The following is a 13322-nucleotide window of genomic DNA, read 5'->3' on the forward strand; positions in this document are numbered from 1 at the left end:
CAAGCCCCTGCGAAACACGGCGTGAAACCTCAATCTGACCGACTATGCACATTGTAATTCTAGGCGCCGCCGAATCAGGAGTAGGGGCCGCGCTGCTGGCCCAGGCCAAAGGCCACGACGTATTCGTGTCCGACCAGAGCCCGATTCAGCCTGTATATAAGGAGAAGCTGGCCGCCGCCGGTATCCGCTTCGAGGAAGGTACCCACACGCTGGCCGAGATTCTGACGGCGACCGAAGTCATCAAGAGCCCCGGCATCCCGGAAAAGGCTCCGGTGATTCAGGCCCTGCGGGAAAAAGGCATTCCGGTGATTTCGGAAATCGAATTCGCGGGCCGCTACACCCGGGCCAAAAGCATCTGCATCACCGGCACCAACGGCAAAACCACCACCACGCTGCTCACTTACCATCTGCTGAAGGAAGCGGGCTACAAGGTGGGGCTGGCTGGTAACGTGGGCTTCAGCTTCGCTGAGCAGGTGCTGGCCGATGAGTTCAACTACTACGTTATCGAGCTCAGCAGCTTCCAGCTCGACGACACCTACCTGTTTCAGCCCTGGGTGGCGGTGCTGCTCAACATCACTCCCGACCACCTCGACCGCTACAACTACTCGCTGGAGCAGTACGCCCAGGCCAAGCTGCGCATCACCCGTAACCTGGACAGCGACTGCTGGTTTATCTACAACGCCGACGACGAGGTGATTCAGCGCGAATTCCCGGCCGTGTTCTGCGAGGCCAATCAGCTGACTTTCAGCCTGCACCACCGCCCCGACTATCATCTGGCGGCCTACTACACCGCCGAAACCCGCGTCTGCACCAACCTGAAGCCGGGGCTGGACGAGGGCGGGGAGGAAATCAGCGTGGCGGCTTCCTCGCTGATCGGGCAGCACAACCGCCAGAACACGATGGCCGCCGTGCTTTGCGCCCGCGTGGCCGGCCTGTCGGATGAGCAGATCGAACAAGGGCTGGGCACGTTCCGCAACGCCGACCACCGCCTGCAGCTGGTAGCTGAAATCGACGGCGTGCGCTACATCAACGACAGCAAGGCCACCAACGTGGAAGCATCCTGGTACGCCCTCGACGGGATTCACCAGCGCATCATCTGGATTGCGGGCGGCACCGACAAGGGCAACGACTACACCTCCCTGGTGCCGCTGGCCCACCGTCGCGTCGAGGCGCTGATCTGCCTCGGGGCAGATAACGAGAAGCTCAAAGCCGCCTTTGGCAGCGCCGTGGACCACCTGGAGGAAACCCGGAGCATGGCCGACGCCGTGCGCCGCGCCGCCGGCCTGGCCCGCCCCGGCGACGTGGTGCTGCTCTCGCCCTGCTGCGCCAGCTTCGACCTGTTCCAGAACTACGAGGACCGCGGCCGGCAGTTTGTCCAGGCGGTGGCGAATTTAGTACAGAGTACTAAGACGTGAGTATTGAGTAGCTGTTTTGGCTACCGCTATTCCTTACAAAGTCTCACTACTCAATACCCGCTACTCAGTACTAAACGCCATGGAAATCATCAAAAACTGGCTGCAACGAAACCTGAAGGGGGACCCGATTCTGTGGGCCATCGTAATTCTGTTTTCGATTATCAGCATTGCCGTGGTGTATTCGGCCACCGGCACGCTGGCCTACAAGAAGATGAGCGGCAACACCGAATACTTCCTCTTCAAGCATACCAGTCTGATTGTGGTCGGCCTGGCCTTCATGTGGCTGGCTCACCGGATTGATTACCGCTACTACTCGCGCCTGTCGCTGTACGCGCTGCTGCTGTCGGTGCCGCTGCTGCTGTTCACGTTCTTTCTGGGCGGCACCACGCTGAACGAGGCCTCGCGCTGGCTCACGATTCCGGTTATCAACCAGACCTTCCAGCCCTCCGACCTGGCCAAGCTGGCCCTGATTGCCCACGTGGCGTCCATGCTGAGCCGGCGTCAGCAGAACGTGCAGGACTTCCGCACCACGCTGCTGCCCGTGATGCTGTGGGTGGGGTTGATCTGCGGCATCATCATCATGAGTAACGCTTCCACGGCCCTGCTGCTGTTCGGTACCTGCCTGCTGCTGATGTTCCTCGGCCGCGTGCCGCTCAAGCAAATGGCGGTGATGGTGGCCATCGGGGCCGTAGTGGGCGGCATCGGCCTGTCTACCGGGCAGCGACTCAAAACGGTGCAGTCGCGCCTGGAAAGCTTCACCGACAAGAGCAAGCCGGTGCCGTTTCAGCTCGAGCACAGCTACATTGCCATTGCCACGGGCGGCATCACGGGCAAAGGCCCCGGCCAGAGCACCGAGCGCAACATCCTGCCCCACCCGTATTCCGACTTTATCTACGCCGTCATCATTGAGGAATACGGGATGATCGGCGGCGTTGTGGTATTGTTTCTTTACCTGGCTTTCCTCTATCGGGGGCTCAAAACGGTGATGAACAGCTACGGGGCCTTCGGCGGGCTGCTGTCGGCCGGCCTCAGCTTTAGTCTGGTGTTGCAGGCGATGGTGAATATGGGCGTAGCCGTGGGGCTGGGTCCCATTACGGGGCTGCCGCTGCCGCTGCTGAGCATGGGCGGCACTTCCCTGATTTTTACCGGTATCAGCATCGGCATCATTCTGAGCGTAAGCCGGGGCGAGCGGGAAGTACGCCCTATGACCGGCGAACCGGCCGACACGATGCGCATCCCCAAGAAAACCGCGTACGCGTAGGAAATTCATAATTCAGCATTCATAATTCAGAATTATGAATGCTGAATTATGAATTGATTTTCTCACGCGGCTTTCCGTAAGGTACCTGTAGCAGCCGCTTTTCAGCAATCAACATCCAACACGTAACATTCAAAATTCCCCGTTTCCCTCATGGCCAATTCAGAATTCAACATTCATAATTCAGAATTGGCGAAGCCATACCGCGTGATTATTAGCGGTGGGGGCACGGGGGGCCATATATTCCCGGCCGTGGCCATTGCCAACGAGCTGCGCCGCCGCCAGCCGGAGGCCGAAATCCTGTTCGTGGGCGCCAATGGCCGCATGGAAATGACCCGGGTGCCCGAAGCCGGCTACCAGATTGTGGGTCTCGACATTGCCGGCCTGCAGCGCCGCCTTACGCCCCAGAACCTGCTGTTTCCCGTGAAGGTGTTCCGCTCCGTGCGCGCGGCGGGTAAGCTCATCGAGCAGTTCCGCCCCGATGCCGTGGTGGGCGTGGGCGGCTACGCCTCGGCCCCGGTGCTCATTGCCGCCACCTCGCGCAACATCCCGTCCCTGATTCAGGAGCAGAATTCCTACGCCGGCCTGGTCAACAAGCTGCTCAGCCGCCGAGTAGATCGGATCTGCGTGGCTTACGAAGGCATGGACAAGTTCTTTCCCGCCCGGAAGCTGGTGGTAACGGGCAATCCGGTGCGCACTGAAATTGCCAGCGGCAGCCGGGCCGAAGCCCTGGCGTTCTTCGGCTTGACGCCCGACAAAAAGGTGCTGCTCGTTATTGGCGGCAGCCTCGGGGCCCGCACCCTGAACGAAGCTACGGCCGCCGCGCTGCCGCGTTTGCGCGCGGCCGGAGTGCAGCTGCTCTGGCAAACCGGTAAAATCTACCACGCCCAGGCGGCTCAGCAGGCGGCGCCCTTCGCCGCCGACAACCTGCAGGCGCTGGAGTTTGTGCAGCGCATGGATCTGGCCTACGCCGCCGCCGACGTGGTGGTGTCGCGGGCCGGGGCGCTGTCGGTGTCGGAGCTCTGCCTGACCGGCAAGCCCAGCATTCTGGTGCCTTCGCCCAACGTGGCCGAAGACCATCAGACCAAGAATGCCCAGGCGTTGGTCAACCGCGACGCGGCCCTGCTCGTGGCGGATGCCGAAGCGCCGGCCCGGCTCTACGACGAAGCGCTGCGCCTGCTCGCCGATCCGGCCCGCCAGCAGCAGCTGCGTCAGCATATTCTCGAACTCGCTCATCCCGATGCTACCACCACCATTGTCGATGAGTTGCTCAAACTAATCAGGTAACTGCCCAACTCATCAGGAATTGCCCCGCCGCTGGCACCTCAATTCTTAATTTTTAATTCCTAATTCTTAATTACCCTTGAATCCTGTAGCGGCCTTTCCCAACGTCTATTTCCTCGGCATCGGCGGCATCGGCATGTCGGCGCTGGCCCGCTGGTTTCAGGCCAACGGACACCGCGTGAGCGGCTACGACAAAACTCTCACGCCCCTGACCGCGGCATTGGCCGCCGAAGGCATTGCCGTGCACTACGACGACGCCGTGGCGAGTATCCCGGCTGAGGTGCGCGCCAACCGCGACCAGACGCTGGTGGTGCTTACGCCCGCCATTCCCCAGGATCATCGGCAGTGGGCCTGGCTACGGGAGCAGGGCTACGATATCCGTAAGCGCAGCCAGGTGCTGGGTTTGCTCACGGCTGGCCACCGGACCATTGCCGTAGCCGGCACCCACGGCAAAACCACCACCAGCAGTATGGTGGCGCACCTGCTCCACCATGCCGGCGTGCCCTGCGCGGCCTTCCTGGGCGGCATCAGCGTCAACCTGGGCTCCAACCTGCTACTGGCTGACGTGGTGCCACGAGTTGCCGAAGGCCTCGTGGTACCACTCGCGTTGAACGATGCCGCCGACATTGGCGACATCAGCAACGAGAGTGGTACCACGACGGAAAAAAGTCGTGGCACCACTGCGCCGGTAGTAGTGGAAGCCGATGAATACGACCGGTCCTTCCTGACGCTGTACCCCGACATTGCCATCGTCACCAGCACCGACGCCGACCACCTCGATATCTATGGCGACAAGGAGTCGTTGGTGGAGTCGTTCCGGCAGTTCGTGGGTCAGATCAAGCCCGGCGGTACGCTCATTCTGAATCATACGGCCGACCAGAGCGTAGCCGCGGCGGTGCCGGCGGGCGTGCGCGTCATCCGCTACGGCCTTTCGCCGGAGCAGGGACCGGAGCTATACGCCGACCATATCAGCGTCCACGGCCACCAGTTTCATTTCGATCTGCACGGCCCGCACGGCGCGGTAGCGGACCTGGCGCTGGCCGTGCCGGGTTTCCACAACGTGGAAAACATGCTGGCGGCCTGCTGCGTGGCTCAGCTCGAAGGAGTGGGGGCGGAACCGCTGCAAGCAGCCGTGGCGGCGTACCGGGGCGTAAAGCGGCGGTTTGAGTTCGTGCTGACGGTAGGGGAGAAGGTGTACGTGGATGACTATGCCCACCACCCCCGCGAAATCGAGGCCTTTCTGCGGTCTTTACGGGCCCTGTACCCGGGCAAGCGGCTGCGGGTCGTGTTCCAGCCCCACTTGTTCTCCCGCACCCGCGACTTCGCCGAAGGGTTTGCCCAAAGCCTGAGTCTGGCCGACGAGGTGGTAATGCTGGCCATCTACCCGGCCCGGGAGCGGCCCATGCCGGGGGTGACTTCGGAATTGATTTTGTCCCAAATTACGGCTCCTCGCAAGTCGCTGCAAACTATGGCACAAGTCTTGTCCGCCGCCGAAGCAGACTCGGATTTCGACGTTCTGGCGACGGTCGGAGCCGGCGACATCGACCAGTTGGTACCACGTTTAAAGAATATTTTAGATATTCGCTGGAATGGAACTCAAGCGTAAAGTAAACAACCTGATTTTCGCTACCGGGTGCCTCGTGCTGCTTTCGGGATTGGCGGTGTTTGCCGGCGTGCGGCAGGCCAGCCGGCCCGTGGGCAGCATCATCGTCAACATCAGCAATGAGTTCAACAACTTCTTCATCAGCGAGCGGGAAGTAACCCAATTGCTTACCCGCAGCGGCAACCAGCGCCTCGAAGGAGCCCACCCCGACGACCTGAATCTGAAAGCCCTGGAGGCCCGGCTAAAGGCCCATAGCTTCGTCAAGGACGCCCAGGTGTACCGCGACCTGGCCGGCAACCTGCACGCCGACGTGCGGCAGAATCGCCCTATTGCCCGCCTTACTCATTCGGATACCCGCCTCGACAGCTACCTGGATGCGGACGGCCACAAACTTCCGCTTTCGCCCTTGTTCACGGCCCGCGTGGTACCTATCTCCCGCCTTGGGGGCACTCCGCTCCGGGCCGGGTTTTTTCAGGATTCCACCGGGGGCCGCTACCTCGAAATGTTACGTTACATTGATGAGCACCCCTTCTGGCGGGCGCAGGTAGCGGAGGTATTTGTCGGGCCCAATGGTAAGGTTTCCTTCACCCAGCAGGTAGGAGACCAACGCATAGAATTCGGACTTCCGGAAAACATTTCAGAAAAATTCGCGAAACTGATGGTATTTTACCGTCAAATTCCACCGGCCTTGGGTTGGGACACGTATCACCGCGTCAATATTGAGTTTAAGGACCAGATCATCTGTGAATAAGCCAACCCTTGTTTAAACGCTTGAAAACAGCGTTTTTTGTCTTTAGATACCCTCGCAACCAACCGCAACCCTCGCCCTTCCTTCCCCATGCAAAACGATAAGATTGTAGTCGGCCTCGACATTGGTACCACCAAAATTTGCGTTCTGGTTGGGCGTAAAAACGAGTTTGGTAAACTCGAAATCCTGGGCATGGGCAAAGCCGTGTCGGAAGGAGTGGTGCGCGGTATCGTGTCGAACATCGACAAAACGGTGGATGCCATCAAGAAGGCTATCCGCTTGGCCGAAGAGCAGTCCGGCATCAACATCGGCGTGGTCAACGTGGGTATTGCCGGCCAGCACATCAAAAGCCTGCAGCACAACGGCAGCATCACCCGCAACTCGGCCGAAACGGAAATTACCGTCGACGACGTGAACCGGCTCACCAACGATATGTATCGTCTGGTGACCCCGCCCGGCTCCGAAATCATCCACGTCATGCCCCAGGACTACAAGGTGGATTACGAGGAAGGTATTCTGGACCCCGTGGGCATGTCGGGCGTACGGCTGGAGGGCAACTTCCACATCATCACGGCCCAGAGCACGGCTATCAACAACATCAACAAGTGCGTTACCAAGGCCGGCCTGGAAATCGACAACCTGATTCTGGAGCCGCTGGCTTCGAGCATGTCGGTGCTATCGGACGAGGAGAAGGAAGCCGGCGTGGCGCTGATTGACATCGGCGGCGGGACCACTGACCTGGCCATTTTCAAGGATGGCATCATCCGTCACGCGGCCGTGCTGCCCTTCGGTGGCAACATTGTGACCTCCGACATCAAGCAGGGGTGCCTGGTGATGCAGAACCAGGCCGAGCAGCTGAAGGTGAAATTCGGCAAGGCCATTTCCGAAGAAGCTTCCGACTACGAAATCGTGAGTATCCCCGGCCTGCGCGACCGGGCCCCAAAGGAAATTTCCCTGAAGAACCTGGCCCACATCATCGAGGCCCGGATGGAGGAAATCATTGAGCTGGTATACGCCGAGATTCAGCGCACCGGCCACGGCGACAAGCTGGCGGCCGGCATCGTGCTGACCGGTGGCGGCTCCCAGCTGCAGAACCTGGTTCAGCTCACGGAGTACGTAACCGGCCTCGACACCCGCATCGGCTACCCCAACGAGCACCTGGGCAAGAGCCGCATCGAAGCCGTGAAGTCGCCGATGTACGCTACTACCGTGGGCCTGGTGCTGGCCGGCTACCGCTCCATCGACGAGCGCACCAACCGGCCCTACGAAGAGGAGGAAGCGGCCTACCGGCCGGCTCCGGAAGTCCGGGCTACCGCGGCTCCGTCGATGCCTGCGGCCGTTGCCGCCCCGCAACCAGCCGCGCCCAAGAAACCCTCGGGGGCCGGAAAGTTCTTCCAGGACATTATCAGCCGCACCAAAGGGCTGCTGATTGATGATTTCGACGACAAGCAGTACTAGTCGATTGGGGCCTTGGGTGCTTAGGGTCGTGGTTTTAAGTAGTAAAGCCAGCAGCCTGAGTTGCCCCGATAAAGACCCTGAGACCCCAAGCTCCTAAGACCCCACCCCATGAATTATAAGTTTGATATCCCGGCGCAGTCCAACTCCATCATCAAGGTGATTGGGGTTGGCGGCGGCGGTTCCAATGCCGTGAACCACATGTTCAGCCAGGGCATTAAGGACGTGGAATTCGTCATCTGCAACACCGACAAGCAGGCACTGCACAGCAGCACCGTGCCCAACAAGCTGCAGATCGGCGTAGACCTGACCGAAGGCCTCGGGGCCGGGGCTAACCCCGAACGGGGCAAGCAGGCCGCCATCGAAAGCCGGGAGCAGATCCGCGAGCTGCTCAGCAACGGCACCAAGATGGTCTTCATCACGGCGGGCATGGGCGGTGGTACCGGAACCGGTGCCGCTCCCGTTATTGCCAAGGTCGCTAAGGAGCTGGGTATTCTGACGGTGGGCATCGTGACGGCCCCGTTCCTGTTTGAGGGCAAGAAGAAGCGCCAGCAAGCGGAGCAGGGCATCAAGGAGCTGAGCGAGAACTGCGACACGGTGCTGGTGATTCTCAACGATAAGCTGCGCGAAATCTTCGGTAACCTGCCGATTCGGGCCGCCTTCGCCAAAGCCGATAACGTGCTGAGCACGGCGGCCAAATCCATTGCCGAAATCATTACCGTGACGAGCGAAGTCAACGTGGACTTTGAAGACGTGAAAACGGTGATGAAGGACAGCGGCGCGGCCGTGATGGGCAGCAGCATTACCGAAGGCGAGAACCGGGCCCGTCGTTCGGCGGAAGAAGCCCTGTCGTCGCCGCTGCTGAACAACACCGACATTCACGGGGCGCAGAAAATCCTGCTTTCCATCATGTCGGGCGACCAGGCGGAGCTGGAAATGGATGAGCTGACCGAAATTACGGAGTACATCCAGAATAAAGCCGGCCAGGACGCCGAAGTTATCTTCGGCCACGGCATCGACTCCACCCTGGGCCAGAGCATCCGCGTGACGGTTATTGCCACCGGCTTTGCCCGCGACGCGCATAATATCAGCACGGCTTACGGCGTCGGGAAATCGGAGCCCGAAGCCGTCGTAATGCCTGATGCGCAGATCAACCTCTTCGACAAAGAACGGCAGGATGCGGCTCCGGCCTCGTTCGTTCCCACGTTCGGGACGCCGGTAGCGGCCGTTCCCGAGCCGCCTACCGTGACCTACGGCCTGGATGATCCGGCGTATACGGCTCCCTCTCTGCCCGTAACGGCCCCGCTGGCGGCGGCCGCCGAGCCCGTAATGGTGCAGCAGGCTCAGCCCGTCGCCCCGATTGCGCCCCGCCCGACGCTGGACGCCCGGGCCGAGGAGCGCCGCCGTCGGCTGGAATCGTTGAGCAACGGGCTGACCAACGATGCCATCAAGGATCAGCTGGAAACGCCGGCCTATCTGCGGCGGCAGGTGAAGCTGGAAAACGTGGTACCCTCGAACCAGGGCAATATCTCGCGCTTCAACCTCTCCGATGACAACGAGCTGCTGGGCGATAACCGCTTCCTGCACGACAACGTGGACTAGCCTGACCTAAATCAGCCATAAGAAAGCCGTTCAGAACTTCTGAACGGCTTTCTTATGGCTGATAGCGGGGAACGAAGCATTAGCCTCAGGGCCGGTTAAGCGACGAAAAACGGGGCCGACTAATGAGCCGGGGACGCAATAGAATCCGCCGCTTCCTCGCGCCGGATGGGCTCCGCCCGCTCCTGATCCGGACTGAGCGTGCTGGGAGCGGAAGTAGTACAGGCCGTACCGGAGGCCAGCAAAACCAGCAATAAAGTCTTTGCGAAGAGTAAACGATACGTCATACGGACTCCCGGGGAATTTAGCAAAGCAAGAACGGCAGCACGGTAAAAAAGAAAGATCAATAAACAGCACAGACATGGTCCGGGGAGTGCTTTAGCGGCTGGCAGGGCGAATTACGCTGCCAGCAGCTGAGTAGCCTGTTCTTTCAGCAGCTGCTGGTAAAGCGAATTGGTCAACTCGCCGTTGCTACCCAGATGTTGGTTGATGGCAGGCAGACGAACCCGGGACGGCATCACCGTGGTGCCCAGATACATCAGGATGTCGGTGAGGTGGGAAAGGGCCGCCAGGCCACCTTGGTCACCGGAGGAGAGACCCACCAACGCGGCTTTCTTACCCCGCACGCCGCCGGGGTAGGGCAGGCCATCGATAAAAGCCTTCAGGACGCCGGGCATGGAGTTGTTGTATTCCGGCACGATAAAGACCAGCTTATCAGCTGCTTCCGCTTGTTGTGCCAGCCGGTTGAACGTCTCGTGCTTGCCTGCATTGTGGTACAGGGCAGTGCTGATAAAATCGGCGGGCAGATCCGCTAGGTCCAGGATCTGGTGCGGGGCCCCCAGGTCGGTTAAGAGTTCAGCATAAATGTCGGCAATCAGACGGGCCCGGGAATTGGGGCGGTTGGTACTGGCAATGATCGTTATCATTCGTAAAAAAACAGGGTACAAGAACCGCCGCGTTCAGTTCGGACGCGATGGTTTCTATCAGGATTATACCCTAAAGCCCGATGCGGGTGGTATTGTTAAGCGCTGGCCCCGAATAGTAGGAGGGCTGCGACCCGACCGGCAACAAAAAAGCGAAACGGGGCTCGTTTCGCTTTTTGGCAGATCAGTTCAACGCCGGTAAATTAAGCCAGGTTGTTCGAGGTTGCTTTGGCCGAGAGGAACTCGCGGTTCAGGAGAGCAATGTTTTCCAGCGAAATACCCACCGGACACTCCGCGGCGCAGGAGCCGATGTTGGTGCAGGCGCCGAAGCCCTCCTTATCCATCTGGGCTACCATGTTTTCCACGCGGGTAGCGCGTTCCACGTTACCCTGCGGCAGCAAGGCCAGCTGCGACACCTTAGCGGACACAAACAGCATGGCCGAAGCATTTTTGCAGGCCGCTACGCAGGCTCCGCAGCCAATGCAGGTAGCGGCTTCAAAGGCCCGGTCCGCAATATCCTTGGGAATCGGAATCTCATTGCCATCGGGGGCACCACCGGTGTTCACGCTCACGTAGCCACCCGCCTGGATGATGCGGTCGAAGGCTGAGCGGTCCACGCTCAGATCTTTATTGATGGGGAACGAGTTGGCGCGCCAGGGTTCGATAACGATGGTGTCGCCATCGGAGAACTTGCGCATGTGGAGCTGGCAGGTGGTGGTGCCGGACTCCGGGCCGTGGGCGCGGCCGTTGATGAACAGGTTGCACGAGCCACAGATTCCTTCGCGGCAGTCGTGGTCGAATGCTACCGGGTCATCGCCTTTGCGCAGCAGATCCTCATTGAGGACGTCGATCATTTCCAGAAACGACATATCGGGAGAAATGTCGCGCACGTTATAATCTACCACCTGACCCACTGCGGTGCGGTTTTTCTGCCGCCACACTTTCAGCGTCAGATTCATTGGTTTGGCATTCGGGTTACTTCCGGCCATCTTTTTTTGAGATTAAGAATTAAGAATTAAGAATTAAGAATTTCTCTCAGGAGCCAAGAATGAGGACAAACCATCAATTCTTAATTTTTAATTCTCAATTCTTAATTGGTTTTTACTTGTAGCTGCGCTGGGTGAGCTTGACGTTTTCGAAGTGCAGCTCTTCCTTGTTCAGGATTTCCGGCTGGTTATCGCCCACGTACTGCCAGGCCGCCACATACGCGTACTCGTCGTCGTTACGCTTGGCTTCGCCTTCCTCCGTGGCGTATTCCTCGCGGAAGTGCCCACCGCAGCTTTCGTTGCGGTCCAGCGCGTCGTCGACCATCAGTTCGCCGAGCTCGATAAAGTCAGCCACGCGGCCAGCTTTCTCCAGGGCCTGGTTCAGCTCGCCGTCAGTGCCGGTCAGCTTCAGGTCGCTCCAGAATTCCCGGCGCAGCTTCTGAATCTCCGCCTTGGCATGGGTGAGGCCTTCGGCCGAGCGGGCCATGCCGCAGTATTCCCACATGATCAGCCCCAGCTGCTTGTGGAAGTCGTCGGGCGTACGGGTGCCGTTGATGCTCATCAGCTTGGCAATGCGGCCGCGCACGTCCGCTTCAGCCGTCTGGAAAGCAGCGTCTTCCGTGGTTACGGGCTTGGGCGGCATCTGCGCCAGGTAATCCCCGATGGTGTAGGGAATCACGAAGTAGCCATCGGCCAGACCCTGCATCAGTGCCGAAGCCCCAAGGCGGTTGGCCCCGTGGTCGGAGAAGTTGCACTCGCCGGTAGCATACAGCCCGGGTACCGTAGTTTGCAGGTTGTAGTCGACCCACAGGCCGCCCATGGTGTAATGCACCGCCGGGTAGATGCGCATCGGCTCCTTATACGGATTCTCGTCGGTGATTTTCTCGTACATGGCAAACAGGTTGCCGTACTTCTGGCTCACCGCCTCCGCACTCGTGCGCTTGATGATATCGGCAAAGTCGAGGTATACCGCCAGGCCGGTCGAGCCGACGCCACGACCTTCGTCGCACATCTGCTTGGCGTTGCGCGAGGCTACGTCACGCGGCACCAGGTTACCGAAGGCCGGGTACTTCCGCTCCAGGAAGTAGTCGCGGTCATCCTCGGCAATTTCCGACGCTTTCACTTCGCCCTTGCGCACCCGCTCCGCGGTGGCTACCGTCTTGGGTACCCATACCCGGCCATCGTTGCGCAGCGACTCCGACATCAGCGTCAGCTTAGACTGGTACTCGCCCGATACGGGAATGCAGGTCGGGTGAATCTGGGTGAAGCAGGGATTGGCAAAGTACGCGCCCTTTTTGTGGGCCCGCCACGCCGCCGTAGCGTTGCAGTACATGGCGTTGGTGCTCAGGTAGAACACGTTGCCGTAGCCGCCCGTGGCCAGCACCACGGCGTGGGCCGCGTGCTTCTCAATCTCACCCGTAATCAGGTTGCGGGTGATAATGCCGCGGGCCTGCCCGTCGACAATGACCACGTCCAGCATCTCCGAGCGGGTGTACATTTTCACCTTGCCGTAGGCAATCTGGCGCGAGAGGGCCGAATAGGCGCCCAGCAGCAGCTGCTGTCCGGTCTGACCCCGGGCATAAAACGTGCGGCTTACCTGCGCCCCGCCGAAGGAGCGGTTAGCCAGCAGTCCACCATATTCGCGGGCGAAGGGTACGCCCTGGGCTACGCACTGGTCGATGATGTTGACCGAGACCTGGGCCAGCCGGTACACGTTGGCTTCACGGGCCCGGTAGTCACCGCCTTTGATGGTGTCGTAGAACAAACGGAACACGGAGTCGCCGTCGTTCTGGTAATTCTTGGCCGCGTTGATGCCGCCCTGCGCCGCAATGGAGTGAGCCCGGCGGGGCGAATCGTGATAGGTAAAGGCTTTTACGTTGTAGCCCAGTTCAGCTAGTGATGCCGCCGCGGCCCCGCCGGCTAAGCCGGTACCGACTACGATAACGTCGTACTTGCGCTTGTTGGCCGGGTTGACGAGCTTGACGTTGAACTTATGCTTTTCCCATTTTTCGGCCAGGGGCCCCTCGGGAATTTTGGAATCCAATATCATC

General features: G+C 60.0%; 11 protein-coding genes. 7 read left to right on the forward strand and 4 right to left on the reverse strand.

Translation table 11 applies throughout. The features are described from left to right. Positions 1-44 precede the first annotated feature (44 nt). The 7 genes from murD (at position 45) to ftsZ (ending at position 9365) form a co-directional block, all read left to right on the forward strand. The gene (murD, locus tag ABD833_RS07985) at positions 45-1415 is read left to right on the forward strand and encodes a UDP-N-acetylmuramoyl-L-alanine--D-glutamate ligase (protein ID WP_345072181.1); all 1371 of its coding nucleotides are present in this window, start codon (positions 45-47) and stop codon (positions 1413-1415) included. Positions 1416-1494: 79 nt separating this feature from the next. After that, positions 1495-2676, forward strand: a complete 1182-nt coding sequence (locus tag ABD833_RS07990) for an FtsW/RodA/SpoVE family cell cycle protein (protein WP_345072183.1) — start codon at positions 1495-1497, stop codon at positions 2674-2676. 150 nt (positions 2677-2826) lie between these two features. Then, entirely contained in the window at positions 2827-3960 is a 1134-nt protein-coding gene (gene murG / locus ABD833_RS07995; RefSeq protein ID WP_345072184.1) for an undecaprenyldiphospho-muramoylpentapeptide beta-N-acetylglucosaminyltransferase, read from the forward strand. A 76-nt stretch (positions 3961-4036) separates the two neighbouring features. Further along, positions 4037-5563, forward strand: coding sequence for a UDP-N-acetylmuramate--L-alanine ligase (locus tag ABD833_RS08000; RefSeq protein ID WP_345072186.1), 1527 nt, complete (start codon positions 4037-4039; stop codon positions 5561-5563). Next, positions 5547-6311 carry a cell division protein FtsQ/DivIB gene (locus ABD833_RS08005; protein WP_345072187.1) on the forward strand — a complete coding sequence of 255 codons (765 nt, stop codon included), beginning with the start codon at positions 5547-5549 and terminating at the stop codon, positions 6309-6311. Before ABD833_RS08000 ends, ABD833_RS08005 begins: the two co-directional genes overlap by 17 nt. Positions 6312-6398: 87 nt before the next feature. Beyond that, complete coding sequence (gene ftsA, locus ABD833_RS08010; protein WP_345072189.1) at positions 6399-7766, forward strand: cell division protein FtsA; 1368 nt, start codon at positions 6399-6401, stop codon at positions 7764-7766. Positions 7767-7874: 108 nt separating this feature from the next. Further along, complete coding sequence (ftsZ, locus tag ABD833_RS08015) at positions 7875-9365, forward strand: cell division protein FtsZ (RefSeq protein WP_345072190.1); 1491 nt, start codon at positions 7875-7877, stop codon at positions 9363-9365. Between the two features lie 119 nt (positions 9366-9484). On the opposite strand, the gene ABD833_RS08020 is transcribed toward ftsZ, so the two are convergent. From ABD833_RS08020 to ABD833_RS08035, 4 genes are all read right to left on the reverse strand, one after another. Next, complete coding sequence (locus tag ABD833_RS08020; protein ID WP_345072191.1) at positions 9485-9649, reverse strand: hypothetical protein; 165 nt, start codon at positions 9647-9649, stop codon at positions 9485-9487. A gap of 111 nt (positions 9650-9760) precedes the next feature. Then, positions 9761-10288, reverse strand: coding sequence for an NADPH-dependent FMN reductase (locus ABD833_RS08025; RefSeq protein WP_345072193.1), 528 nt, complete (start codon positions 10286-10288; stop codon positions 9761-9763). Positions 10289-10488: 200 nt separating this feature from the next. Continuing rightward, positions 10489-11244, reverse strand: a complete 756-nt coding sequence (locus tag ABD833_RS08030; RefSeq protein WP_345072194.1) for a succinate dehydrogenase/fumarate reductase iron-sulfur subunit — start codon at positions 11242-11244, stop codon at positions 10489-10491. Positions 11245-11386: 142 nt separating this feature from the next. Then, on the reverse strand, positions 11387-13321 hold the full coding sequence (locus tag ABD833_RS08035) for a fumarate reductase/succinate dehydrogenase flavoprotein subunit (protein ID WP_345072196.1): 1935 nt from the start codon (positions 13319-13321) through the stop codon (positions 11387-11389). Position 13322: the final 1 nt, after the last annotated feature.

Source organism: Hymenobacter fastidiosus, assembly GCF_039539565.1.
GTDB classification, from domain to species: Bacteria; Bacteroidota; Bacteroidia; order Cytophagales; family Hymenobacteraceae; genus Hymenobacter; species Hymenobacter fastidiosus.